21 protein-coding genes are annotated in these 23577 nt (G+C 69.5%); 15 read left to right on the top strand and 6 right to left on the bottom strand.

What is annotated here, in order from left to right:
• A complete protein-coding gene (locus DKM19_RS07150) occupies positions 1-1344 on the bottom strand; it encodes a glutamine synthetase family protein (RefSeq protein ID WP_305000299.1) in 1344 nt (447 codons plus the stop codon).
• Positions 1345-1464: 120 nt separating this feature from the next.
• On the opposite strand from DKM19_RS07150, the gene DKM19_RS07155 reads away from it, so the two are divergent.
• Positions 1465-2184, top strand: coding sequence for a FadR/GntR family transcriptional regulator (locus DKM19_RS07155; RefSeq protein WP_110695030.1), 720 nt, complete (start codon positions 1465-1467; stop codon positions 2182-2184).
• 53 nt (positions 2185-2237) lie between these two features.
• On the top strand, positions 2238-2993 hold the full coding sequence (locus DKM19_RS07160) for a hypothetical protein (RefSeq protein ID WP_239514124.1): 756 nt from the start codon (positions 2238-2240) through the stop codon (positions 2991-2993).
• 222 nt (positions 2994-3215) lie between these two features.
• On the opposite strand, the gene DKM19_RS07165 is transcribed toward DKM19_RS07160, so the two are convergent.
• A complete protein-coding gene (locus DKM19_RS07165) occupies positions 3216-3710 on the bottom strand; it encodes a GNAT family N-acetyltransferase (RefSeq protein WP_110695032.1) in 495 nt (164 codons plus the stop codon).
• Between the two features lie 268 nt (positions 3711-3978).
• Here DKM19_RS07165 and DKM19_RS50520 point away from each other — a divergent pair, with 268 nt between their 5' ends.
• The 4 genes from DKM19_RS50520 to DKM19_RS07185 all read left to right on the top strand — a co-directional run bounded on the left by DKM19_RS50520 (position 3979) and on the right by DKM19_RS07185 (position 9263).
• A complete protein-coding gene (locus DKM19_RS50520; protein WP_204358685.1) occupies positions 3979-4176 on the top strand; it encodes a hypothetical protein in 198 nt (65 codons plus the stop codon).
• A 335-nt stretch (positions 4177-4511) separates the two neighbouring features.
• Positions 4512-6239 (top strand): ABC transporter ATP-binding protein, encoded by a 1728-nt coding sequence (locus DKM19_RS07175; RefSeq protein ID WP_110695033.1) that lies wholly within the window; start codon positions 4512-4514, stop codon positions 6237-6239.
• Positions 6240-6662: 423 nt separating this feature from the next.
• Entirely contained in the window at positions 6663-8348 is a 1686-nt protein-coding gene (gene hutU / locus DKM19_RS07180; protein ID WP_110695034.1) for a urocanate hydratase, read from the top strand.
• Between the two features lie 90 nt (positions 8349-8438).
• Positions 8439-9263: a MurR/RpiR family transcriptional regulator gene (locus tag DKM19_RS07185; protein WP_089208014.1), complete on the top strand. Its 825-nt coding sequence runs from the start codon at positions 8439-8441 to the stop codon at positions 9261-9263.
• A 37-nt stretch (positions 9264-9300) separates the two neighbouring features.
• Here the strand turns inward: DKM19_RS07185 and DKM19_RS07190 are convergent, their stop codons facing one another.
• From DKM19_RS07190 to DKM19_RS07200, 3 genes are all read right to left on the bottom strand, one after another.
• Complete coding sequence (locus tag DKM19_RS07190) at positions 9301-10065, bottom strand: ABC transporter permease (RefSeq protein ID WP_110695036.1); 765 nt, start codon at positions 10063-10065, stop codon at positions 9301-9303.
• Between the two features lie 28 nt (positions 10066-10093).
• Positions 10094-11053 (bottom strand): ATP-binding cassette domain-containing protein, encoded by a 960-nt coding sequence (locus tag DKM19_RS07195; RefSeq protein ID WP_204358687.1) that lies wholly within the window; start codon positions 11051-11053, stop codon positions 10094-10096.
• Positions 11054-11233: 180 nt separating this feature from the next.
• Positions 11234-11764 (bottom strand): PadR family transcriptional regulator, encoded by a 531-nt coding sequence (locus tag DKM19_RS07200; RefSeq protein WP_110695037.1) that lies wholly within the window; start codon positions 11762-11764, stop codon positions 11234-11236.
• A gap of 38 nt (positions 11765-11802) precedes the next feature.
• Here DKM19_RS07200 and DKM19_RS07205 point away from each other — a divergent pair, with 38 nt between their 5' ends.
• The 6 genes from DKM19_RS07205 to DKM19_RS07230 all read left to right on the top strand — a co-directional run bounded on the left by DKM19_RS07205 (position 11803) and on the right by DKM19_RS07230 (position 17886).
• Positions 11803-12129, top strand: a complete 327-nt coding sequence (locus DKM19_RS07205; protein ID WP_162641348.1) for a hypothetical protein — start codon at positions 11803-11805, stop codon at positions 12127-12129.
• Positions 12130-12139: 10 nt separating this feature from the next.
• Positions 12140-12826: an SDR family oxidoreductase gene (locus tag DKM19_RS07210; RefSeq protein WP_110705528.1), complete on the top strand. Its 687-nt coding sequence runs from the start codon at positions 12140-12142 to the stop codon at positions 12824-12826.
• Between the two features lie 90 nt (positions 12827-12916).
• A complete protein-coding gene (locus DKM19_RS07215; RefSeq protein ID WP_110705529.1) occupies positions 12917-14080 on the top strand; it encodes an allantoate amidohydrolase in 1164 nt (387 codons plus the stop codon).
• The gene (locus DKM19_RS07220; protein WP_110695039.1) at positions 14068-15441 is read left to right on the top strand and encodes a formimidoylglutamate deiminase; all 1374 of its coding nucleotides are present in this window, start codon (positions 14068-14070) and stop codon (positions 15439-15441) included. The genes DKM19_RS07215 and DKM19_RS07220 overlap by 13 nt, the downstream gene beginning before the upstream one ends.
• Before the next feature lie 89 nt (positions 15442-15530).
• A complete protein-coding gene (gene hutI / locus DKM19_RS07225) occupies positions 15531-16700 on the top strand; it encodes an imidazolonepropionase (protein ID WP_110695040.1) in 1170 nt (389 codons plus the stop codon).
• Positions 16701-16947: 247 nt separating this feature from the next.
• On the top strand, positions 16948-17886 hold the full coding sequence (locus DKM19_RS07230; protein ID WP_110695041.1) for an RNA polymerase sigma factor RpoD/SigA: 939 nt from the start codon (positions 16948-16950) through the stop codon (positions 17884-17886).
• A 386-nt stretch (positions 17887-18272) separates the two neighbouring features.
• Here DKM19_RS07230 and DKM19_RS07235 read toward each other — a convergent pair whose 3' ends face one another.
• Positions 18273-19202 (bottom strand): ABC transporter substrate-binding protein, encoded by a 930-nt coding sequence (locus DKM19_RS07235; protein ID WP_110695042.1) that lies wholly within the window; start codon positions 19200-19202, stop codon positions 18273-18275.
• A gap of 264 nt (positions 19203-19466) precedes the next feature.
• Between DKM19_RS07235 and DKM19_RS07240 the strand changes: the two genes are divergently transcribed.
• The 3 genes from DKM19_RS07240 to DKM19_RS07250 are packed head-to-tail and all read left to right on the top strand — an operon-like array spanning position 19467 to position 23398.
• Positions 19467-20780 (top strand): ammonium transporter, encoded by a 1314-nt coding sequence (locus tag DKM19_RS07240; RefSeq protein WP_110695043.1) that lies wholly within the window; start codon positions 19467-19469, stop codon positions 20778-20780.
• A complete protein-coding gene (locus DKM19_RS07245; protein WP_110695044.1) occupies positions 20777-21115 on the top strand; it encodes a P-II family nitrogen regulator in 339 nt (112 codons plus the stop codon). Before DKM19_RS07240 ends, DKM19_RS07245 begins: the two co-directional genes overlap by 4 nt.
• Before the next feature lie 3 nt (positions 21116-21118).
• Positions 21119-23398, top strand: coding sequence for a [protein-PII] uridylyltransferase (locus DKM19_RS07250; protein WP_110695045.1), 2280 nt, complete (start codon positions 21119-21121; stop codon positions 23396-23398).
• Positions 23399-23577: the final 179 nt, after the last annotated feature.

Raw genomic sequence — 23577 nt, forward strand, 5'->3', positions numbered from 1 at the left:
TCACATCCGTTCGAATCCCCTGAAAAGCTCCCAGTCGGTGACCGCCGCGTCGAAGGCGGCCAGCTCCACCCGGGCGTTGTTCGCGTAGTGCGCCACGACATCCTCGCCGAAGGCGGTCCTGGCCAGCTCCGAACCCTCCCACAGCCCCAGCGCCTCCCGCAGCGTGGACGGCACGGTGTCGGCGCCCGAGACGTAGGCGTTCCCCGTGAACGCCTCCTCAAGGGGCAGCTCGTGCTCGATGCCGTACAGCCCGGCCACGATCAGCGCGGAGACCGCCAGGTAGGGGTTGACGTCGCCGCCGGGCACCCGGTTCTCGATCCGCAGCGACTGCCCGTGGCCGACCAGGCGCAGCGCGCAGCTCCGGTTGTCCACGCCCCACTTGATCGCGGTGGGGGCGAAGCTGCCCGGCACGTACCGCTTGTAGGAGTTGATGTTCGGGGCGTAGAGGAGGGTGAGCTCGCGCATGAAGGCGAGCTGTCCGGCGATGAAGTGCTGCCCGATCCCGGACAGCCCGTGCGGTTCGGACCCGGCCATGATCGGCTCCCCGTCGCCGCTCCTGAGCGAGATGTGGATGTGGCAGGAGTTGCCCTCGCGCTCGTTCGGCTTGGCCATGAAGGTGATCGACCGGCCCTCCTGGGAGGCGATCTCCTTGGCGCCGTTCTTGTAGATGGAGTGGTTGTCGCAGCTGGCGAGGGCGTCCGCGTAGCGGAAGGCGATCTCGTGCTGGCCGAGGTTGCACTCGCCCTTGGCCGACTCGACGTACATCCCCGCGCCCTCCATGCCGAGCCTGATCCTGCGCAGCAGCGGCTCGATCCTGGCGGTGCCGAGGAGGGAGTAGTCGACGTTGTAGAGGTTGGCCGGGGCCAGGTCGCGGTAGCCGCGCCGCCAGGCGTCCTCGTAGGTGTCGTCGTAGACCACGAACTCCAGCTCGGTCCCGACGAACGCCCCCCAGTCCCGCTCCTGGAGGCGGGCCAGCTGCCTGCGCAGGATCTGCCGCGGGGAGGCGGTCACGTCGGAGCCGTCCTCCCACACCAGGTCGGCCATCAGCAGCGCCGTACCCTCCTGCCACGGCACCCGCCGCAGGGTGGACAGATCGGGCTTCATCACGAAGTCGCCGTATCCTCGTTCCCATGACGACATCGCGTAGCCATCGACCGTGTTCATGTCGATGTCGACCGCGAGCAGATAGTTGCAGCCCTCGGAGGCGTGGTCCAGCACCTCTTCCAGGAAGTAGCGCGCGGACAGTCGTTTTCCCTGCAGGCGACCCTGCATGTCGACCACCGCAAGCAGTACGGTGTCGATTCGTCCTGCCCGTACCTCGTCGTGAAGCTCACCGACGTCCACTGCGCTCTCCTCGCCGGAGTCCTTTGGGCTAGTATCAGACCATTGATGCATGAGGGGTCTCTTGTCAAGGGGGCGCGGGGGATTGGGCGGGATCTCGCGACCGTCAAGGGGGGAGGCAGGATGAGCGAGGTGTCGCGACTGGCAGCCGTACTGCGTCCCGTGCGCGGAGGCAACGCCTTCGAGGAGACCGTGGAACGCCTGCTCCAGGTCATCAAACTTGGCATGGTGACCGAGAAGCTGCCACCGGAGCGGGAGCTCGCCGTACAGCTCGGGATCAGCAGGGTCACCCTGCGCGAGGCCATCCGCGCCCTTCAGGAGGCGGGTTACCTCGACGTACGGCGAGGCAGGTACGGCGGCGCGTTCGTCACCTACGCCCCGCCGCCCCCGAGCCAGGTAGAGCTGCGCAAGGCCGTGAACGACATGGGCACCGACGACCTGGCCGACGCGCTCACCTTCAGGATGGCCGTGGACTGCGGCGCCGCCCAGGTGCTCGCCACCGCCGAGCTGAGCCAGGCGCAGCGGAACACGCTGCGGGAGCGCCTGATGGAGGTCAACTCCGCCGGGCCCGACGACTACCGCCGCCTCGACACGGCCTTCCACCTGGCCATCGCGGAGATGACCGGCTCTCCGCTGCTCGCCGCGACCGGCGCCGACGCCCGGCTCCGGGTCACCGACCTGCTCAACGCCATCCCGGTGCTCCAGCGCAACATCGAGCACGCCGCCACCCAGCACGAGGCGATCCTGGCGGCCATCCTGAACGGTGATCCCGACGCCGCGCGTCGCGCGGTGGCCGAGCACCTTGAGGGCACCGCGGCGCTTCTGCGCGGTTTCCTCGCATAAGCGGATCTCTCGCATAACCTGGGAGAGCAGTGGGGGATTTGTTCGGGCAACGCATGGTGGACACAGAACGGCTACCGCTGTTCTGTTTCTTCGCCGCGCTGATCGTCACCTTCGTGCTCACCAGGATCAACGTCCGGCTCATCCGCGCCAAGATCGGCTGGTTCCGCAACCTCAACGTCGGTGAGATGCACATCCACCACGTGGTGTTCGGCGTGGTGCTGACCCTGCTCGGCGGGGTGTCAGGTCTGATCATGTCGGACATCTCCGCCGGCTGGTACGCCGTGACGGCCGCCGTCTTCGGCATCGGCGCCGCCCTGATCCTGGACGAGTTCGCGCTGATCCTGCACCTGCGCGACGTCTACTGGGAGGAGGAGGGCCGCGCGTCGGTCGACGCCGTGTTCATCGCGATCGCGGTCACCGGCCTCCTCCTGATCGGCCTGCGCCCGCTGGGCTGGGAGAACTCCGACGGCACGCTCCGGGGAACGTGGATCACGGCCGGCTTCATCGTGGCCAACCTCGTGCTCGCGGTGATCACCTTGCTCAAGGGCAAGATCTGGACCGGTCTGGCGGGCCTGTTCGTCCCGGTCCTCCTGGTTCCCGGCGCGGTACGGCTGGCCCGCCCGGGATCTCCCTGGGCCCACCTGTTCTTCGCCCCCGGCGCCCGCCGTCCCCAGCCCCGCAAGATGGCCACGGCCGAACGCCGGGAAGAACGCTGGCGCCGTCCGGTGATCCGCGCCAAGATCGCTTTCCAGGAGTTCGTCTCCGGCCGGCACGACCTCCCCTCCACCCGCCGCCGATCCCGGCGCTGAGCACCTCGCCCGCCCGTGTAACGAGGAACTCTTCTCGCCAAGGCGGCCTCAACGCCGGCCGGCGGAAGCTTGAAAGCTCAGGCGGGCTTCGCCGTTGGGATGGGTTCCCATCTAGTGCCGCGTCAGGCTACGTTCGCCTTCTTGCCGCGAGCGTCTCCGCAAGGTCGTGGCTCGGGTGAACGTCGCGTGGCCGCTGGTCCCCGATCGCCGGATGGAGATGCGTCAGTCGGCCGACGGCGTGCCTGGCTCCCTGCTCAGTAAGATTCCGCGAGGTCCGAAGCCCGCCGAAGAATAGAAGCGGACGGCTTCCTTGTTCGGCGCGAAGATGCCGGCATAGACGATCGCGACACCGCGCTCTGCGGCGGCTTGCTCCGCCGCCGCCACCAAGGCCAACCCCACGCCCTGGCCGCGATGTCCGTCCAGGACGACAGTGTGGATCTCGGCCGCGCGGCGGGGAACCAGGATCTGATGGTCCGGGGGATCTGCCAGCAAGACCACCTCCACCATGCCCACCACCTCGCCCGCCGCTTCAGCGACCAAGATCACTACCTTGGACTCGACCGAGAGTGTCTCCTCGAAGTGCCCGCGCACGGTTTCGATGTCGGGCACGCGGTAGATGACCGGATCGAGTTGGACGTGCCTTTCGGCATTCGCGAGACGCAGGCGGACAAGCGCGGGCACGTCCTCGCGCTCGGCAGCCCTGACCAAGATCGCCATGAGCCGGATCCTTCCACCGCGCCCACTCAACCACAAGGCATGTGGGCCAGCTCAAGACGAGGCGAACGTTGCCTGAAGCGGCACCGGTCGCCTCGCGCATCTGATCGTCCGATGGCCTTCTCCACGAGCGGATGTCCTCTGGCGAGATGCCTGCCGGATTAGGCCGGTGGTGAGGCTGAGGGCTCAGGAGGGACGGCAAAGGTCCTGAGGCGCATAGTCGGCCGTTTATGGGGCAGTTGACGGCCCTTCCTGTCGAAGGGTGTGGATCATGGGTCTCATGGAGAAGCTCAACCTGCGTGCGATGAAGGCTCAGGCCAAGCTGAAGCTGGGTCGTCGCACCGGGAACCGCCGGTTGGCCGCCGAGGGCCGGACCGAGGAGGCCGAGGCGAAGCTGCTCAAGACCCAGGACGAGATCCTGGACACCGTGGCCGAGATGCGCAGGGAGTACGGCGTCAAGCGCCGCTGATCTTTAGAGCATCGCATCGAATGCCGGTGTTCCGTTGATCGGGGAGTGATCCCGATCAACGGAACACCGGCATTCGGCGATTCGGGCTGCTTTCCCGCCCTGCCGGTCAGGGGCTCGGAGTCCGCGGCGGAGGTGCCTGGAGCTTTCTCCGGGGCATTTCCGGATCCCTGGCCGTCAACTTTGGTTGACAGGATCGACCATGTCAACTTATGTTGACGTGGTCGGTTTTTGGCTGTGGAAATGGAATCGGGCGGAACGCCCGGGGTGAGCGCGTGCGAGGTAGACAAGAAGAACAGCGACCGGGGGCCGGTCCCTTCAGTCCAGAGGAGACCGCAGTGCCCGAGACCGCGTCCTGGCGGCTTCTGATCGGCTATATCCGGCCCCACAGACGGGCCCTGCTGCTGGGAGGAGTGCTCAGCCTCGTCGGTTCCGTGGCCGGGCTGGCGATGCCGCTTCTCGCCAAAACGGTGATCGACGCCTTCGGTGAGCAACGCTCCCTGCTCGGGCCGGTGCTCGGCCTGACGGCCGCGGTGCTCCTGGGCGCGGGCGTCGGCGCGCTCGGCAGATACGTGCTGGAGCGGATGGGCGAGGGCATCGTGTACTCCGCCCGGCGGAGCCTGGTGGACAGGATGCTGCGGCTGCGAGTGCCGCAGGTGGACCAGCTCAAGCCGGGGGACCTGCTGTCCCGCGTGACCTCGGACACCACGTTGCTCCGGGCGGTGTTCACCGACGGCGTCGTGGAGACGATCAGCGCGGTGTTCATGCTCGTGGGCGCCATCGTGATGATGGCGATCATGGATGGGCTGCTGCTGCTCATCACGCTGGCGGTCCTGGTCGTGGTGGGTTCGCTCGTGGGCCTGGTCATGCCGCGGATCCGCAAGGCCGCCATGCAGGCGCAGATCGCGGTGGGCGAGATGGGCGCGGTGCTCGACCGGGTGCTGCAGGCCTTCCGCACGGTCAAGGCCAGCGGAGCCGAGGAGCGGGAGATCGCCGCGGTGGGAGAGGCGGCCAGGGAGGCGCGGGACCGGGGCATCGCGGTGGCCTGGCTGACCTCGATCGCCGGGATCTCCGCGTGGCTCTCCGCGCAGCTCGCCTTCGTGACCGTGCTCGGCGTGGGCGGGGCGCGGGTCGCCGCCGGCACGCTTGAGGTGTCCTCGCTGATCGCGTTCCTGCTCTACCTGTTCTACCTCGTCGCTCCCATGGGCCAGCTGATCCAGGGATTCACGCAGGTGCAGAACGGCCTGGCGGCGGTGAAGCGGATCCGGGAGATCGAGGAGCTCCCGGCCGAGGAGCCGGACGACACGGTCTACCACGTCGGCAGGACCCCCGCGGGGGTCCGCTTCGAGGGCGTGGTCTTCCGCTACGGCGACGACCGGCCGATCGTCCACGACGACGTCTCCTTCGAGGTCCCCGCGGGCGGGCTGACCGCCCTGGTCGGCCCGTCGGGCGCGGGCAAGTCCAGCGTGTTCGCCCTGCTCGAACGGTTCTACGAGCAGCAGGCCGGGACGATCACGGTCGACGGCCGCGACATCAGGCAGTGGCCGCTGGCCGAGCTCCGCGCCGGTCTCGGCTACGTCGAGCAGGACGCGCCGGTGCTGGACGGCACGCTCAGGGAGAACCTCGTCTTCGCCGCGCCGGGGGTGGATGAGGCCGACATCTGGCGGGTGCTCGCGCGGACCCGCCTGGAGGACCTGGTCTCCCGGCTCCCCGAGGGACTGGAGACCAGGGTCGGCCATCGCGGGATCATGCTCTCCGGCGGCGAGCGACAGCGGGTCGCCATCGCACGCGCCCTGCTGCGCACCCCCCGGCTGCTCCTGCTCGACGAGGCCACCTCCCAGCTCGACGCGGTCAACGAGCTACGGCTCCGCGAGGTGATCGCCGAGGTGGCGACGGAGACGACCGTGCTGGTGATCGCCCATCGCCTGTCCACGGTGACCAGCGCCGACCGGATCGTGGTGATGGAGGCGGGCCGGGTGCGGGCCGTCGGCACCCACCGCGAGCTGCTCACCGACGACGATCTCTACCGCGAGCTCGCCGCCACCCAGTTCCTGCTCCCCACCTGAGAGCGTGATCTCCCCGGTCACGGTCCGCCGCTGGTCTAGTCCGCTCCTCAGGTTTGGCGCGAATTATGCAAATGTGCGGGGTGAGTAGGGAGATCGTTCGGACACGGGGTCCATTGGCTGATTCGCCACCGGGAAAACCGGGCATCCACGCCTGTGCGGAGCCTCTCCTTCGCGTGAGGGCGTCCATCGGACGCTTGCCGAGCTCGACCCCCCGGACTCGTCCGTGCGGGACGAGTGTGGGCGATGATCGTGACGGCGACCAGGGGTCGGGGGCATTTCAGGGTACGTCGCCCGGAGTGCCCCCTTCTTCTGATCCGATCTGACCTGTGGTTCTCGGTCTGATCTCTGTCCGCCGGGTTGACCTGTGGCCTTCGAGTGACAAATATGAATGCGTTCATTCAGGTCTGATGGGGAGGCTCGGCGATGACCGGCAGCCGGATCGTGCGCGCGCCGCGCGGCACCACGCTCACCGCGAAGGGGTGGCCGCAGGAGGCCGCGCTTCGCATGATCCAGAACAATCTGGACCCCGAGGTGGCCGAGCATCCGGAGGAGCTCGTCGTCTACGGCGGTTCGGGCAAGGCCGCGCGAGACTGGCGTTCCTTCGACGCGATCACCCGCACCCTGACCACGCTGGAGGGTGACGAGACGCTGCTGGTGCAGTCCGGCCGCCCCGTCGGGGTGTTCCGCACGCACGAATGGGCGCCGCGGGTGCTCATCGCCAACTCCAACCTGGTGCCCGACTGGGCGAACTGGGAGGAGTTCCGCCGCCTGGAGGCCGCGGGCCTGACCATGTACGGGCAGATGACGGCCGGGTCCTGGATCTACATCGGCACCCAGGGCATTCTGCAGGGAACCTACGAGACCTTCGTGGCCGTCGCCGCCAAGCTCGCCGCCAGGAAACCCCTCCACCGCGCCGGCTCGTCGGCCGACCTCTCCGGGACGATCACGCTGACCGCCGGGCTCGGCGGCATGGGCGGCGCCCAGCCGCTGGCCGTGACCATGAACGGCGGCGTGGTCATCTGCATCGACTGCGACCCGAGGTCGATCGACCGGCGGATCGAGCACCGTTACCTGGACGTGAAGGCCAAGGACCTCGACGAGGCGCTGCGCCTCGCCTACGAGGCCCGTGACCAGGGCAGGCCGCTGAGCATCGGCGTCGAGGCCAACGCGGCCGAGGCCGTTCCCGAACTGCTCCGCAGGGGCGCCGAGATCGACATCGTCACCGACCAGACGTCGGCGCACGACCCGCTCATGTACCTGCCGGCCGGCATGGCCTTCGCGGACATGGCCGCCGAGCGGGAGAAGGACCCTGCCGCCTTCACGCGGAGGGCGCGCGAGTCCATGGCCAGGCACGTCGAGGCCATGGTCGGCTTCCAGGACGCGGGCGCCGAGGTCTTCGACTACGGCAACTCGATCCGGGGCGAGGCGCAGCTCGCGGGCTACGCCCGGGCCTTTGACTTCCCCGGCTTCGTGCCCGCCTACATCCGGCCGCTGTTCTGCGAGGGCAAGGGCCCGTTCCGCTGGGCGGCGCTGTCAGGATCCGCCGAGGACATCGCCAAGACCGACCGGGCGATCCTGGAGCTGTTCCCGGACAACGAACCGCTGACCAGGTGGATCCGGATGGCCCAGGAGAAGGTCCACTTCCAGGGGCTGCCCGCGCGGATCTGCTGGCTCGGGTACGGCGAGCGCCACCTGGCGGGGGAGCGCTTCAACGACATGGTGGCCTCCGGCGAGATCGAGGCCCCGCTGGTGATCGGCCGCGATCACCTCGACTGCGGCAGCGTCGCGAGCCCGTACCGGGAGACCGAGGGCATGGCCGACGGCTCCGACGCGATCGCCGACTGGCCGCTGCTCAACGCCATGCTCAACGTGGCCTCCGGAGCCGCCTGGGTCTCCATCCACCACGGCGGCGGCGTCGGCATCGGCCGTTCCATCCACGCCGGCCAGGTCACCGTGGCCGACGGCACGAAACTCAGCGCCGAGAAGCTCAACCGGGTCCTCACCAACGACCCCGGCATGGGAGTGATCCGCCACGTCGACGCCGGTTACGACGACGCCGTCACGGTCGCGGAGGAGCGCGACGTCCGTATTCCGATGCGCGAATCCTGAGGACACGGCCTGCCCCGGGCCCCGTCTCGGTGTATGAACGACATGGGGCCCGGGGGAATGCTCGTGGGGTGTCGGGCGGTTGGAGGGGGCGTGGGGGACGGACTCGATCAACTTCTGGAGGGTCGGCGGCTGTCGCCCGTGCAGCGGCGGATCGCGCGCTACCTCGGAGACCATCTGGCCGAGGCCATCTTCCTGTCCAGCGTGGAGCTGGCCGAGCGGGCCGGGGTGAGCCAGCCGTCGGTGACCAGGTTCGCCATGGTGCTCGGGTTCGCGGGATACCCGGAGCTCAGGCAGGCGCTGCGACCCTTCGTCGTGGGCGGGCGGAGCTCGTCGCGGGCCAACGACCTGCAGACCGCGATCGACGTGGAGATCGAGAACCTGCGGAGCGTACGGCAGGGACTGGCCGACCCCTCGACCATCGTGGAGCTGGGCACCACGCTGGCCGGGTGCGAGCCCCTGCCGGTGCTGGGGCTGCGGGTGTCGAGCGGGCTGGCCACCACGTTCGCCTACTTCGCCCGCCGGATCCATCCCGACGTCCGCCTGCTGACCCACGGCGGCTCCGAACTCGCGGACGGGCTGCACGCCGCGCGCAGGGCGGGAGCGGGCTGGCTGATCGCGGTGATCCTCCCGCGCTACCCGGCCGAGGCCGTGCAGGCCCTCAAGAGCGCCCGCGAGATGGGTCTGCGGATCGCGGTGATCACCGATCGGTGTGACGTGCCGTTCGAGGCCGACGTGATCCTGGACGCCCCGGTCGGCGAGCGGCTGGTGTTCGACTCGCACGCGGCGCCGCTCGCCCTGGCCATGGTGCTGGTGGAGGCCATGGCGGACGCGGCGCCGCTGCGGACGCGGGCCCGGCTGGAGGAGTACGAACGGATGACCGACCAGGCGGGGGTCTTCACCGGCCAGCTCGACTGACCCGCCGGCCCCTGACCCGCCGGCCCCGGCGGGTCGTTCAGCCCGCGATGCGCTTCATCGAGCGGACCGCCCAGCCGAGGGAGAGCACGGCCAGCACGAGGAAGAGGCCGAAGGCCAGCGGGATCGAGCCGTCGGAGAAGTTGTCGGCGAACAGCGCCCGACCGGCCTCGACCGAGTAGTAGAGCGGGTTGAACCTGGCCGCCGTCTGCATCCAGTCGGGTCCGAGTGAGATCGGCAGCATCATGCCCGCGAGCAGCATCAGCGGCAGCGTGAAGAGCTGCACGACCTGCGACATGCCGCCCTCGTCGCGGATGGACAGGGCCAGGCCGTAGGAGAGGCTGGAGGCGAAGAGGCCGGTCGCGGCCATCAGCAGCAGCACGAGGAGCAGCGCCGGCAGGCTCAGCCGCAGTCCCATCAGTACGGCCACACCCATCACCAGGAGCGCCTGGAGGATGAGCACGATCATGTCCTTGAGCACGCGGCCGAGGATGATCGCCGGCCGCCACGCCGGGCTGACCGCCAGCCGCTCCAGCACGCCGTTGCGGGTCTCGTTGATCATGGAGAAACCGGTGAACAGCGAACCGAACAGGGCGACCATCATCATCACGCCGGGGGTGAAGACCAGCAGCGCGTTGGCAAGCGTCCCGCCGGAGGGTTTCCCGCCGATGGGCAGGCCGGTCAGCAGGGGAGCGAACAGCAGGAGATAGAGGATGGGCTGCATGAGACCGAACAGCGGCCATACCGGGTTGCGGCGGACATTTCCCAGCTCGTAGCCCAGAAACAGCATGGTGTGTCGAAACATGGGGGGTTCCTAAGGGGGTCGGACGGCGTCAGGCGGCGTCGCGGAGGGAGCGGCCGGTGTGCCGCAGGAAGACGTCGTCGAGCGTGGCCCGGTCGAGGGAGATGGACCGGATCGCCAGGCCGCCCACCTCCAGGGCACGGAGCAGCGCGGGCAGGTTGTGCTCGCCGTCGTCGAGGTAGGCGCGCAGGGCGTCGCCCTCCGCCTGGGTCTCCTTGATGTACGGCTGCGTGGACAGAAGCTCCCGGGCGGCGGCCTGGTCGTCGATCCGGAGCGTGACGACGTCGCCCGCCACCTCCTTCTTGAGCTCCCCGGGGGTGCCCTCGGCGACGATCAGGCCGTGGTCGATGATGACCAGCCGGTCGCACAACGCGTCGGCCTCGTCCAGGTAGTGGGTGGTCAGCAGCACGCTGGTGCCCTGGTCGCGAAGGGCGCGGACCTCGTCCCACAGGTTGGCGCGGTTCTGCGGGTCCAGGCCGGTGGTGGGCTCGTCCAGGAAGATCAGCGGCGGCCGGTTCACCAGGCCGATGGCCAGCGCGAACCGTCGCTTCTGACCACCGGAGAGCGTCTTCGCCGGGCGGTTCGCGATCTCGGTCAGGCTGAAGGTCTCCAGCAGTTCGTCCGCGCGGACGAGCGCCTGCCTACGGGAGAGCCCGGTGATCCGCGCGGCCAGGAGCAGGCTCTCGCGGCCCGGGGCGTTGTCGTCCACGCCTCCGGCCTGGCTGACGTAGCCGATCTTCTCCCGGACCTTGCCTGCCTCGTTCACCACGTCGTGCCCGGCCACCCGGGCGGTCCCGGAGGTGGGGGCGGTGAAGGTGGCGAGCATGCGGACGGTGGTCGTCTTGCCGGCGCCGTTCGGGCCCAGGCAGGCGAAGACCTCGCCCTCGTCGACGGTCAGGTCGATGCCCCGGACCGCCTCGACCTCCTCGGTCCTGCCCCGCCCGCGTTTGGCGGTGAAGGTCTTGCGCAGGCCGTGCGCTTCGATGATCATGATTCTCCGTTTCGGGGGGAGTTCCGGGCGCCGGAGGGCGCGTTCGGGAAGTGCCGGGAGCCGGGGGCGTTCGGGAGGATCGGGGGAGGCGGGGAAGGTGAGTTTCCGGGGCCGGAAGGGAGGGGCGGGGGGCTCCGGAGAGACTAGGACCCTCCTCCGCTGGAAACTCAACTGGTTTTTTCAGGGGAGCTTGCCGTTCCTGACCTTCTCCACGGCCTCGTCGAGCCAGGTCAGCTGGGCCTGGAGCTGGAGGACGTTGAGCCGCAGGCATTCGTCGATGTGCCGGGGGGCGCCGTGGGCCGTCTTGGCGCCCATGGCGCGTTCGGTCATTCCGATGGCGAACTGGAGCTGGGCGGCCCTGGCCTCCATCGCGGACTTCAGCTCGGAGGACGTCAGGCGGTCCATGAAGGTGAGCGCCACCTGGAACGGATCCACGATGGGCTTGATCTCCCACCAGTTGCTCAGCAACTGCCGCCCGAACTCGGCCCGGCCGACGGCGGTGATCGCGTAGACCGTCTTGCCGCCCTTGCCCTCCACCTCCCGCTCCAGGAGGCCCTCGTCGGCCATCTTGCCCAGTCCGTGGTAGATCGAGCCGTAGGCCACGTTGGCCCAGTGCTGGGTGCCCATGAGTTCGAGGCGGCGCCGTACCTCGTAGCCGTTCAGGGGGCCGTCGAGCAGTACGCCGAGAAGGAGGACGCGAGTGGAGGACATATTCAAATTTGTATTCAAGTTTGTATATGGTGTCAACCATGCGAGAGATCAGACGTGACGCCGACGGCGCCCTGCTGGGCTTCATCCGGCCGGTCGGCGAGGCGTGGGAGCCCGTGACCGTGTTCGGCTATCCGCTCGGGGAGCCGTGTTCGGAGGAGGAGGCGTTCGACGAGGTCCACCGCACCGGTCTGGAGGTGCTGATGCGCCGCTGGGAGTTCCTGGAGGACGGCGAGTGGTACCGGTGCGTGATCCTGGAGGCCGCGCCCGAGGAGGTCCGGATCCAGCCGAGCGATCACCGTTACCCGCACAACGTTTACGCCCTCACCCTGGAGCGCCCCGGGCCCGCGACATTCCGCCACGAGTAGGGTGGCCCGCATGTCTGAACGACCGACCGCGCTGGTCACCGGAGCCTCCAGAGGGGTTGGGGCCGCGATCGCGCACGCCCTGGCCCCGACACACGACCTGCTGCTCGGCGGCCGGGACGCCGAAGGGCTGGCCAAGGTGTGCGACGGCCTGCCGGGCGCCCGGCCGTGGCCGGTGGAGCTCACCTCCGTCACCGAGGCCGACGTCGCCGGGATCGACCGGCTCGACGTGCTGGTGCACAGCGCGGGCGTGATGGCCCTGGGGCGGATCGAGGAGACCCCGGCCGAGGTCTGGCGGCGCACGATGGAGATCAACGTGGTCGCGGTGGCCGAGTTGACCCGCCTGCTGCTGCCCGCGCTGCGCGCGGCGCACGGTCATGTCGTGTTGATCAACTCGGGATCCGGGCAGCGGTCCAACCCCGGCTGGGCCTCGTATTCGGCCAGCAAGTTCGCACTGCGCGCCCTCGCCGACGCGCTCCGGGCGGAGGAGCCCGGCCTCCGGGTGACCACCGTCTACCCGGGGCGGACCGCCACCGACATGCAGCGCGAGGTCCGGGCCCAGGAGGGCGGGGCCTACGAGCCGGAGAAGTACCTGGACCCGGACTCGGTGGCCCGGGCGGCGCTGGCGGCCCTGACGGCCTCCCAGGACGCCCACGTCACCGAGATCACCGTCCGTCCGTCGGGCGGGCCGGTGAGCTGAGACTGGAATCCCGCCGTTCTCTGAGATTTTTCGCGCACACGGTTCGCCAATGAATGATCCCATTCACATAATGGGAGGGTGTTCGACGAGATGTGGGGTGCCATCGAGCACCTCGGACGTGACGACCGGACCCGGGGCTACCTGCGTGACGCGTGGTCGCCCGCCGATCTGGAGCTCAGGCAGTGGTTCCGCCAGGAGGCCGCCAGGCGCGGTCTCGATCTGCGTGAGGACCGCAACGGTAACCTGTGGGCCTGGTGGGGGGACCCGTCGGAGCGGCCGGGCGTGGTCACGGGCAGCCACCTCGACTCGGTCCGGCAGGGCGGCGCCTTCGACGGCCCCCTCGGCGTCGTGTCGGCCTTCGCCGCCCTCGACATGCTGCGGGCCGGCGGCTTCGAGCCCGGCCGGCCCCTGGGGATCGCCTGTTTCACCGACGAGGAGGGCGCCAGATTCGGCGTCCCGTGCATGGGTTCCCGGCTGCTCACCGGAGTGCTCGACCCGGACAGGGCCCGTGGCCTGACCGACGACGAGGGCGACTCGCTGGCGGAGGTGCTGCGCAGGGCCGGGCGTGACCCGGATGAGCTGGGCCGGGACACCGAGACCCTGGGACACGTCGGCGTATTCCTGGAGCTCCACGTCGAACAGGGGCAGGACCTGGTCCACCGGGACGCGCCGGTCGGTGTGGCCTCGGCCATCTGGCCGCACGGCCGCTGGCGGTTCGACTTCCGCGGCCAGGCCAACCACGCGGGCACCACGCGTCTGGAAGACCGCGACGACCCGATGCTGCCCTTCGCCCGGACCGTGCTGCGGGCCCGCGAGGCCGCCGAACGGGGCGGCGTGGTGGCCACCTTCGGCAAGTTCCGCGTGTCGCCCAACAACGCCAACGCCGTTCCCGGCCTGGTCAGCGCCTGGCTGGACGCCAGAGGCGGCGAGGAGACCGCGGTCAGGGCGCTGGTCGCCGAGCTGGTCGAGTTCTCCGGCGCCGAGGTCAGCGCGGAGTCGTGGACCCCGGTCGTCGACTTCGACGTGGTCCTGCGCGAACGGATCGCCGCAACCGTCGGGGGCGCCCCCGTCCTGGCGACCGGAGCCGGCCACGACGCCGGGATCCTCGCGTCCGCGGGCGTGCCCAGCGCGATGGTGTTCGTTCGCAATCCGACGGGCATCTCACATTCTCCGGAGGAATACGCCGAGACGGCCGACTGCCATGCGGGGGTCACCGCTCTCGCCACCGCCCTGGAGGACCTGTGCAGGAGTTGAGCTACTGGTGCGAGCTGGCCTGGCTGCCGCCGGGCGAGGTCGCGGCGGGAGTGCTCGTCAGGGTCGAGGGCTCCCGGATCGCCGAGGTCACCCGCGGCGTGACCCGTCCCCCCGAGGGAGCCGTACGGCTCGGCGGGCTGACCGTCCCCGGCCTGGCCAACGCGCACTCCCACGCCTTCCATCGCGCCCTGCGCGGGGTGACGCAGCGGGAGAAGGGCAGCTTCTGGACCTGGCGCGAGCAGATGTACGGCGTCGCCGCGACGCTGGATCCCGACTCCTATCTCAAACTCGCCAGGGCCACGTTCGCGGAGATGGTGCTGGCGGGGATCACCTGCGTCGGGGAGTTCCACTATCTTCACCACACCCCGGGCGGCACGCCGTACGACGACCCGAACGCCATGGGTCACGCGCTCGTCCAGGCCGCGCGGGAGGCGGGTCTGCGGATCGCGCTGCTGGACGCCTGTTACCTGACCGGCGGCGTCGGCACCCCGCTGAGCGGTGTCCAGCTGCGGTTCGGCGACGGGGACGCCGACAGGTGGGCGATGCGGACGGAGTCGCTCACGAAGTGTTACCGCAGCGCGCGGGACGTGGAGATCGGGGTGGCCATTCACTCGGTCCGCGCGGTCCCCGCCGAGCAGATGCACCTGGTCGCGGAGTTCTCCCAGCGTCACGCGGTCCCGCTGCACGCCCATGTGTCCGAGCAGCGGGCGGAGAACACCGCCTGCGTGGAGAGGTACGCCGCCAGCCCGGTCCAGTTGCTGAGCGAGTACGGCGCGCTGGGTCCCCGCTCGACCGCCGTGCACGCCACGCACCTGTCCGACGTGGACATCGCGCTGCTCGGCGGCTGCCGTACCCACGTGTGCATGTGCCCGACGACCGAGCGCGACCTCGCCGACGGCATCGGCCCGGCCAGGGCGCTGTTCGACATGGGCTCGCCGATCACGCTCGGCTCCGACAGCCACGCGGTCGTCGACCTGTTCGAGGAGGCCCGCGCGGTCGAGCTGGACGAGCGGCTGGCCACCGAGCGGCGCGGTCACTGGTCGGCCGCCGAGCTCCTGGCGGCCGCCACCGTGGCGGGGCACGCCTCGCTCGGTTTTCCCGACGCGGGCATGCTCCTCGCGGGCGCCTGGGCCGACCTGGTGTCGGTGCGCCTGGACTCGGTCCGTACGGCGGGCGCGTCCCAGGCGGACGCTCCCGAAGTCGTGATCTTCGCCGCGACGGCCGCCGACGTGCACTCGGTGGTGTCGAGCGGCCGTCAGGTGGTCGTCGACGGCCGCCACGTCCTCGGCGACGTGGGCGCCATGCTCGGCGAGGCGATCGCCGAGGCGCGGGGTCTTGGAGGGCACAACGGGGAAAGGTAAGAGCGCCGCGGAGTGAGCAGGTCGGTTCGGAGACGGCGCCGGCCTCGTGGCGGACAAGGAGAGGCCGACGGCGGGAAACGGTAGGCGGGATGAGGAGCGGTGAACGACCTGTGAGCACTCTTTTCGATCAAATCGGTCTGCTCTACACCGGTGATCCGGGACGGGAGGAGATCGAGAACGCGGCCCTGGTGGTCGACGACGGCCGGGTGGTGTGGGTCGGGCCCGCCGGTGGCGCCCCCGGCGCGGACGAGCGGGTGGATGTGGACGGCCGATGCGTCATCCCGGGATTCGTGGACAGCCATGCCCACCTCGTCTTCGCCGGAGACCGCACCGCCGAGTTCGCCGCCCGCATGTCGGGAGCGTCCTACACGGCCGGCGGCATCCGCACCACGGTCGCGGCCACCCGCGCCGCCACCGACGTCCTGCTCGCGACGCGAACGGCCGCCCTGGTCGCGGAGATGCAGGCCCAGGGCACCACCACGGTCGAGATCAAGAGTGGCTACGGCCTCACGGTCGAGGACGAGCGCCGCTGCCTGGAGATCGCCCAGGCGTTCACCGAGGAGACCACCTACCTGGGCGCGCACGTCGTGCCGCCCGACGCGTCCTCGGCCGACGACTACGTCCGCACGGTGACCGGGGAGATGCTGGAGGCCTGCGCGCCGTACGCCCGATGGATCGACGTGTTCTGCGAGCGCGGCGCGTTCGACGCCGACCAGACCAGGGAGATCCTGCTCGCGGGGACGAAGGCGGGACTGCTGCCCAGGATCCACGCCAACCAGCTGGGCAACGGCCCCGGCGTGCAGATCGCCGCCGAGGTGGGCGCGGCCTCCGCCGACCACTGCACCCACCTGACCGCCGAGGACGTCTGGGCGCTGTCGTCGTCGGGGGTGGTGGCCACCCTGCTGCCCGGCGCGGAGTTCTCCACCCGCTCGCCGTACCCGGACGCACGGCGCCTGCTGGACGCCGGGGTGACGGTCGCGCTGGCCACCGACTGCAACCCCGGGTCGTCCTTCACCTCCTCCATGCCGTTCTGCGTGGCGCTGGCGGTGCGGGAGATGCGGATGACGCCGCTGGAGGCGATCAGGGCCGCCACGTACGGCGGAGCCAGGGCGCTGCGCCGCGGTGACATCGGCACGCTGCGGGTGGGATCCAGGGGCGATCTGGTGATTCTCGACGCCCCGGCCTACGTCCATCTCGCCTACCGGCCGGGGGTACCGCTGGTGGCGCAGGTCTGGAAGGAAGGCCGCCGCCTGGTCTGAGTCCGTATCCGACCCTGCCCGGCCCGTGTTTAAGCCACCGCGATCGGGGAAAGTCGCGGGCTTTGTGACGGTATGGACGAAGGCATCCTCCTTGAGGAGGAATCCGAAACCGTTCTCCAGGCGTACTTCTTGAGGGAATCTTTGCTCTGGCCCGTCCGTTGAATAGTCAAGCGGCATGTTCGTGCATGTAAGGGGCCATTGGCAGTGTGCGGATATGCCATAAGCAGGCGGAGCGAGGTGCCATCGGATGGCAAGGCCGACGGGGAATCGGACGCAGGACCAGCACGTCTCTGATCGAGACCTGCTCGGGACTTATCTGGCAGAAATCGGGCGTGTGCCTCTGCTGACCGCGGAGGAAGAGGTCGAACTCGCCAAGCGGATCGAGGCAGGTCTCTTCGCGGAACAGTTGCTGGACGGCGGGCTGGCGGAGCCGCGGGTCGCGGATGCCGCCGATGAGGAGCTTGAACGACTGGCCATTTCAGGACAGCGGGCCAAAGATGAATTCATCGAGGCCAATCTACGTCTTGTGGTGGCGGTAGCGCGCAAATATTCCGGGCGGGGAATGCCGCTCATCGATCTGGTCCAGGAGGGGAACCTGGGCCTGGTCCGCGCCGTCGAGAAGTTCGACTACCGGCGCGGTTACAAGTTCTCCACGTATGCGACCTGGTGGATCCGCCAGTCCGTGGGGCGCGCGATCCACGAGCAGGCCCGGCCGGTTCGCCTGCCCACCCACGCGGGTGAGCAGATGACCAGGTTGATGCGGGTCCGCCGCGACATGCTGGCCGAGCTCGACCAGGAGCCGACGGACGCCGACCTGGCCGCGGTGCTCGAACTGCCGATCGAGCGGGTCCGCGAGCTGCGCCGCTGGGCCTCCGACCCCGTCTCCCTCCAGCTCGGCGTGGGTGACGAGGACGAGACCGAGCTCGGCGACATGATCGCCGACGACACGTGGGCCAATCCGGAGCAGCAGGCCATGGACACCCTGGAGCGCGAGCGCCTGGAGGAGTGGCTGATCGGGCTGGAGGGCCAGACCCGCGAGATGCTTCGCTGGCGCTACGGCCTGATGGACGGGCGGGAGCACACGCTGACCGAGGTGGGCGAGCGCTACGGCATCGGCCGTGACCGCGCCCGCCGCATCGAGCGCGACGCCCTGGCCCGGCTGCGGAAGATGGCCATGGCCGCCTGAGGCGGCTCATCGATCGGGTATGGCCCGCGCGAGCCGTACCCGATCGAGGGCGCTCTGCCCTGCGCTCCTTTCGAAAGGGTGATCCGCCCTGAACGGGCCCGTGGGGATCGCTTCAGCCGCGCGGAGTCCACTGGGCGGTCCGGGAAGCGAGCGACTACGGTGCGCACGCCGTACGGCCAGATGTAAGGGCGCGGAGGTGGGCGGGTGGTACGGCCGGCGTATAAAAGCCCGCAACCATCGCGCCCGCCAGGCCGGAGGCCTGAGTCGCCGGAGCGCGACTGAGACGGCCGGCCGTACCGCCCCGCCCACCGGAGCGCATACGGTGACCGACCGTCCAAGAGGTGCCCGCATCAGAATGAGCAGAACCCCGGCCGAGCCTCATCACCTTACGGCTTGGCGTACTTCTCCAGGTCGTCGAGGATCTTTCCGGCGGCGGTGACGCCGATGCCGGTCATCCAGGTCTCGTCGTTCACGTTGTGGATCTTTCCGGCCTTGACCACCGGCAGGTTCTTCCAGAGCGGGCCCGCGATGACCGAGGCCTGGGTCTGCACCGCCTGGTCGCCGAAGGCGGTGTAGAAGAGCACGTCGCCGTCGGCCTGGGCGAGGTTCTCCTGGCTCAGCTCACCGAAGCGCTTGTCCTCGACGTCGGGCAGCATCTGCGGCGCGGGGCGGCCGAAACCGGCGTCGCCGACGACGATGCCGCTGAACGACTCGGGGCCGTACATCCGGATCGGGCCGGGCATGAAGCGCACGATGCTCACCTTGACCGCGTCGGAGCCGCCCAGAGCCCGCGCCCGGGCCTCGTAGTCGGCGAGAAGCTTCTCCCCCTGCGCCTTCTTCCCCAGCGCTTCGGCGTCGAGCAGGAAGTTCTCCTTCCAGGTGATCCCGACCCGGTCGGTGAAAACGGTCGGCGCGATCTGACTGAGCTTGGCGTACAGCGGTTCCTGCCGGAACTTCGAGCCGAGGATCAGGTCCGGCTTGAGCGCGGTGATGGCCTCAAGGTTGGGTTCCTGGATGGTGCCGACCACCTTGACGGCGTCAAGCGCGGGTCCCAGGTATTTCGGCCAGGTCTGGTTCGCGCCCGCCTGCGTCGCGCCGACAGGGGTGAAGCCCAGGGAGGCCAGGCTGTCGAGTTTGTCGGTGTCCAGCACGATGACCCGCTTGGGAGATTCGGGCACCTTGGTCTCGCCCATCGCGTGCTTGATCGTTCGGGTCGGGCCCTCGGCGGCCTGATCACCGCCGGAGGAGCCGCAGGCGGAGACGGCGAGGACGGACAGCACGACGGCGGCCGCGGCCCTGGCTATGCGGATGGTCATGGGGGTCCCCTCGATTTATTAGGTAAGGCATGCCTAAGCCTAGTTGTGGTCATCTCCAGGTCAAGACGGGACCTGTCCGAAACACCGGTGAAACACGGTGGGGCCGAGATTCACAGATGTGAAACACGCAGAGTCACGACCTGAAACGGCGGAAGAACACGCTTTGGCGCAACGTCAGTGCGCGGCCGGTCGATGGAGCCCAGGAAGCGATCACTGCGCCTGTGAAATCGGCCACACGCCATTTGTAAGGGAGGGTCGCGTCGAATGAAGATCGATAGCGGCACCACTGCCTGGATGCTCACAGCCACCGCACTGGTGTTGCTGATGACGCCTGGCCTTGCGTTCTTCTATGGGGGCATGACCAGGGCCAAGAGTGTCCTGAACATGATGATGATGTCGTTCGTCAGCATCATCACCGTCACTATTGCCTGGGTTATCTACGGGCACTCTCTGACTTTCACCGACAACGGCAGCGAGCTTGTCAACAAGTTCATCGGCGGCTTCAGCGCCCTTGGACTGCAGAGTTTGGTCGAAACGGCCACAAAGGACGACGGCACCGGCATGCCGAGCCTTGTCTTCTCGGCCTTCCAGCTGACCTTTGCGATCATCACCGTCGCGCTGATCAGCGGTGCCATCGCCGACCGGGCGAAGTTCGGCGCCTGGGTGCTCTTCAGCGCCGTCTGGGTGACCATCGTCTACTTCCCCGTCGCCCACTGGGTCTGGGGTAACGGCTGGTTGTTCAACCTCGGCATCGAGGACTTCGCCGGCGGCACCGTGGTCCACATCAACGCGGGAGCGGCGGCACTCGCCCTCGCGCTTGTGCTCGGCAAACGCGCAGGGTGGCGCAAGGAGCCGATGCGACCGCACAACCTGACCCTGGTGCTGCTCGGCGCCGGTCTGCTGTGGTTCGGCTGGTTCGGCTTCAACGCCGGCTCCGAGCTCGCCGTGGACGGGACCGCCGGGCTCGCGTTCATGAACACCCAGATCGCCACCGCGGTCGCCGCCGGTGCGTGGCTCGTGGTCGAGAAGCTGCGCGACGGCCACGCCACCAGCCTCGGCGTCGCCTCCGGCGCCGTCGCCGGTCTGGTCGCGATCACCCCCGCCTGTGGTTTCGTCGACCCCTGGGCGGCCATGGTCATCGGCCTGCTGGCCGGTGCGATCTGTGCCTACGCCGTGGGCCTGAAGTACAAGTTCGGCTACGACGACTCGCTCGACGTGGTCGGCGTGCACCTGGTCGGCGGTGTGGTCGGCGCGGTCTCCCTCGGTTTCCTCGCCGCCTACCCCTTCCTCGACCAGCAGAGCACCGGCCTGTTCTACGGCGGTGGTCTGAAGCAGTTGGGCCTGCAGGTTCTCGGCCCGGTCGCGGTCGGCGCCTACTCCTTCATCCTGACCTGGATCATCGCCAAGATCATTGACAAGGTGATGGGCTTCCGGATCGGTGCCGAGGAAGAGATCACCGGCGTCGACATCACCTCCCACGCCGAGACCGGTTACGACCTCGGCACCATCCACTCCTCGGGCGTGGCCGCCGTCAACGGACCGGTTCCCGCCCCGGCGTCTAAGAAGGTGGACGCATGAGACTCATCACCGCGATCATCAAGCCGTTCAAGCTCGATGACGTGAAGGCGGCCCTGGAGCAGTTCGGGGTCAAGGGAATGACGGTCAGCGAGGCCAGCGGATACGGCCGCCAGCGCGGTCACACCGAGGTCTACCGGGGCGCCGAGTACCAGGTGGACCTGGTGCCCAAGGTCCGCGTCGAGGTGCTCGCCGAAGAGGAGGACGCCGACGATGTCATCGACGTCATCGTCAAGGCCGCGCAGACCGGCAAGATCGGTGACGGCAAGGTCTGGTCCGTTCCCGTGGAAACCGTGATCCGGGTCCGTACCGGCGAGCGCGGACCTGAGGCGCTTTAAACGGTGAGAGGCGACACTCGCTCGTACGCCGCGGCCCGCAAGGAGCGGGCCGCGGACATCGACCGCTGGCTGACGGACCTGCTCCGGACCGCCTGTGGCACGCCGTACGGGCCAAACGGGGGAACGACAAGAAACGTTGACGAGCGCGGCGCCCTCACCGGGGTCGCGCTCGTCGCGGTTGGGAGCCTGGGGCGCTCCGAGCTCGCGCCGGGCAGCGATCTGGACCTGGTCCTGCTGCACAACGGGCGCGACGACGTGGCGCGCATCGCCGATCGCATCTGGTATCCGATCTGGGATTCCGGCGTCGGTCTCGACCACTCGGTCCGGACCGTCGACGAGGCCGCCAAGGTCGCCAGAGAGGATCTCAAGGCGGTGCTCGGGCTGATCCAGGCCCGGCACGTGGCGGGGGATCCCGAGCTGACGCGGTCGGCGCGCGAGATCGTGCTCGCCGAGTGGCGGGCCGACTCCCGGCGCCGTCTGGGTGAGCTGCGCGACGCGACGGACAAGCGGGCAGAGACGAGCGGTGAGCTGGCGTTCCTGCTCGAACCCGATCTCAAGGACGCGCGCGGCGGGATCCGCGACGTGCAGGCGATGCAGGCGGTGGCGGCGGCCTGGGTCGCCTCGGCCCCGGGCCCGAGGGTCCGCGAGGCCTATGAGCTGCTGCTCGACATCCGGCACGGCCTGCACCTGGTGACCGCTCGCGGTGCCGACCGGCTGGTGCTCCAGGAGCAGGACGCGGTCGCCGGGATTCTGGGCCTGCTCGACGCCGAGGCGCTGATGCGCAGGCTCGCCGAGGCCGCCCGGACGATCGGCCACGCCTTCGACGCCACCTGGCGCACCGTGGACCGGCTGCTGACGGGCCCCACGCCGAGAGGGCGCCGCCCGCTCGCGGACGGCGTCGTCGAGCACGGCGGCGAGGTCGTGCTCGCCCGCGGGGTCAACCCGCGCAAGGATCCGGTGCTCGTCCTGCGCGCCGCGGCCGCGGCGGCGGAGGCGGGACTGCCCCTCGCGCCGGCCACCATCACCGCGCTGGCCACCCAGTCGCCGTCCCTTCCCGTGCCCTGGCCGGACGAGGCGCGGGACGCGCTGGTGGCCCTGCTCGGCACCGGGCGCGCGGCCGTTCCGGTCTGGGAGGAGCTCGACCAGGCGGGGGTGCTGGTCCGGCTGCTGCCCGACTGGGAGCGGGTGCGCCATCGCCCGCAGCGCAACCCCGTGCACCGCTACACCGTGGACCGGCACCTGATCGAGGCGGCCGCCGGAGCGGCCTCCTTCACCCGTGAGGTGTCCCGGCCCGACCTGCTGCTCATCTCCGCGCTCCTGCATGACATCGGAAAGGGCTATCCCGGCGACCACTCCACCGTCGGCGCCGTCGTCGCCCGCGACATCAGCGCCCGGATAGGGCTGCCTCCCGCGGACGTGGACATCGTGGAGACCGTGGTCCGCCATCACCTGCTGCTGCCCGAGACCGCCACCCGGCGCGACCTGGACGACCCGGTGACGATCTCCCGGGTGGCCGAGGCCGTGGGCACGCGCGAGGTGCTCGAACTGCTGGCCGCCCTCGCGGTGGCCGACGGCAACGCCACGGGTCCCGCCGCGTGGAACTCCTGGAAGGCCTCGCTGGTCGCCGACCTCGTGCGCCGGGTCCGCTCGGCGCTCTCCGGCACCCCGCTGCGGCCCGCGCCCTCGTTCTCGGTCGAGCAGGCCTCCCTGGCCCGCCACGGCGGCGGCGCCGTACGGATCAACGGGGGAGCGGTCACCGTGGTCGCGCCAGATCGGGCCGGACTGCTCTGGCGCGCGGCCGGAGTGCTCGCCGCGCACCGGATGGTGGTCCGCGCCGCCTCGGCGGCCTCGGCGGGATCGACCGCCATGATCGAGTTCTCGGTCATCCCCGAGTACGGCTCGCCGCCCGACCCCGCGACACTGGAGGCCGACCTCCGGCTGGTCCTGGCCGGACGGCTCGACATCGAACAGCGCCTGGCCAGAAGGACCAGATCGCTACGCCCGACCCGGGTGCCCGTGGCGCCGCCCCGGGTGACGCTCGTGGACGACGCGTCCAACACGGCGACCGTCATCGAGGTGCGCGCGCATGATCGACCGGGACTTCTGTGGCGAATCGGTAGAGCATTTGGTGAATGTGGCCTTGACGTGAGGGCCGCACGTGTGGAGACTCTCGGCGCAGAGGCGGTAGACGTCTTCTACGTGGTTGACAGGGCCGGCCGTCCTCTGACGGACGAGGCTCAGCGGGTGCAGGTGCGCGACCAGGTGCTGTCCGCCCTGCGGTAACCTTCGTCAATCATTCAACCGTCTCCTTCGTAACGATTAAGTCCGGTATGTCGGCTTTGCCGAATCTTTCACGTGACCTTGTGGTCTGATGAATCCCACTTGTGTCGTGATGGTGAGGGGTAGCGAGAGCGGTGACGACGGCGACAACCGATAGCGGGGGTGCTCCGGCACACGACCGT

The organism is Streptosporangium sp. 'caverna', assembly GCF_003203775.1.
GTDB classification, from domain to species: Bacteria; Actinomycetota; Actinomycetes; order Streptosporangiales; family Streptosporangiaceae; genus Streptosporangium; species Streptosporangium subroseum.

What these genes read in the sequence shown, in the direction of transcription:
- DKM19_RS07210 (WP_110705528.1), top strand. Translation starts at nt 12,140, where the DNA reads ATGTCTGAACGACCGACCGCGCTGGTCACCGGAGCCTCCAGAGGGGTT.
- DKM19_RS07155 (WP_110695030.1), top strand. Translation starts at nt 1,465, where the DNA reads ATGAGCGAGGTGTCGCGACTGGCAGCCGTACTGCGTCCCGTGCGCGGA.
- DKM19_RS50520 (WP_204358685.1), top strand. Translation starts at nt 3,979, where the DNA reads ATGGGTCTCATGGAGAAGCTCAACCTGCGTGCGATGAAGGCTCAGGCC.
- hutI (WP_110695040.1), top strand. Translation starts at nt 15,531, where the DNA reads ATGAGGAGCGGTGAACGACCTGTGAGCACTCTTTTCGATCAAATCGGT.
- DKM19_RS07205 (WP_162641348.1), top strand. Translation starts at nt 11,803, where the DNA reads ATGCGAGAGATCAGACGTGACGCCGACGGCGCCCTGCTGGGCTTCATC.
- hutU (WP_110695034.1), top strand. Translation starts at nt 6,663, where the DNA reads ATGACCGGCAGCCGGATCGTGCGCGCGCCGCGCGGCACCACGCTCACC.
- DKM19_RS07245 (WP_110695044.1), top strand. Translation starts at nt 20,777, where the DNA reads ATGAGACTCATCACCGCGATCATCAAGCCGTTCAAGCTCGATGACGTG.
- DKM19_RS07215 (WP_110705529.1), top strand. Translation starts at nt 12,917, where the DNA reads ATGTGGGGTGCCATCGAGCACCTCGGACGTGACGACCGGACCCGGGGC.
- DKM19_RS07195 (WP_204358687.1), bottom strand. Translation starts at nt 11,053, where the DNA reads ATGATCATCGAAGCGCACGGCCTGCGCAAGACCTTCACCGCCAAACGC.
- DKM19_RS07235 (WP_110695042.1), bottom strand. Translation starts at nt 19,202, where the DNA reads ATGACCATCCGCATAGCCAGGGCCGCGGCCGCCGTCGTGCTGTCCGTC.
- DKM19_RS07230 (WP_110695041.1), top strand. Translation starts at nt 16,948, where the DNA reads ATGGCAAGGCCGACGGGGAATCGGACGCAGGACCAGCACGTCTCTGAT.
- DKM19_RS07240 (WP_110695043.1), top strand. Translation starts at nt 19,467, where the DNA reads ATGAAGATCGATAGCGGCACCACTGCCTGGATGCTCACAGCCACCGCA.
- DKM19_RS07190 (WP_110695036.1), bottom strand. Translation starts at nt 10,065, where the DNA reads ATGTTTCGACACACCATGCTGTTTCTGGGCTACGAGCTGGGAAATGTC.
- DKM19_RS07160 (WP_239514124.1), top strand. Translation starts at nt 2,238, where the DNA reads ATGGTGGACACAGAACGGCTACCGCTGTTCTGTTTCTTCGCCGCGCTG.
- DKM19_RS07200 (WP_110695037.1), bottom strand. Translation starts at nt 11,764, where the DNA reads ATGTCCTCCACTCGCGTCCTCCTTCTCGGCGTACTGCTCGACGGCCCC.
- DKM19_RS07165 (WP_110695032.1), bottom strand. Translation starts at nt 3,710, where the DNA reads ATGGCGATCTTGGTCAGGGCTGCCGAGCGCGAGGACGTGCCCGCGCTT.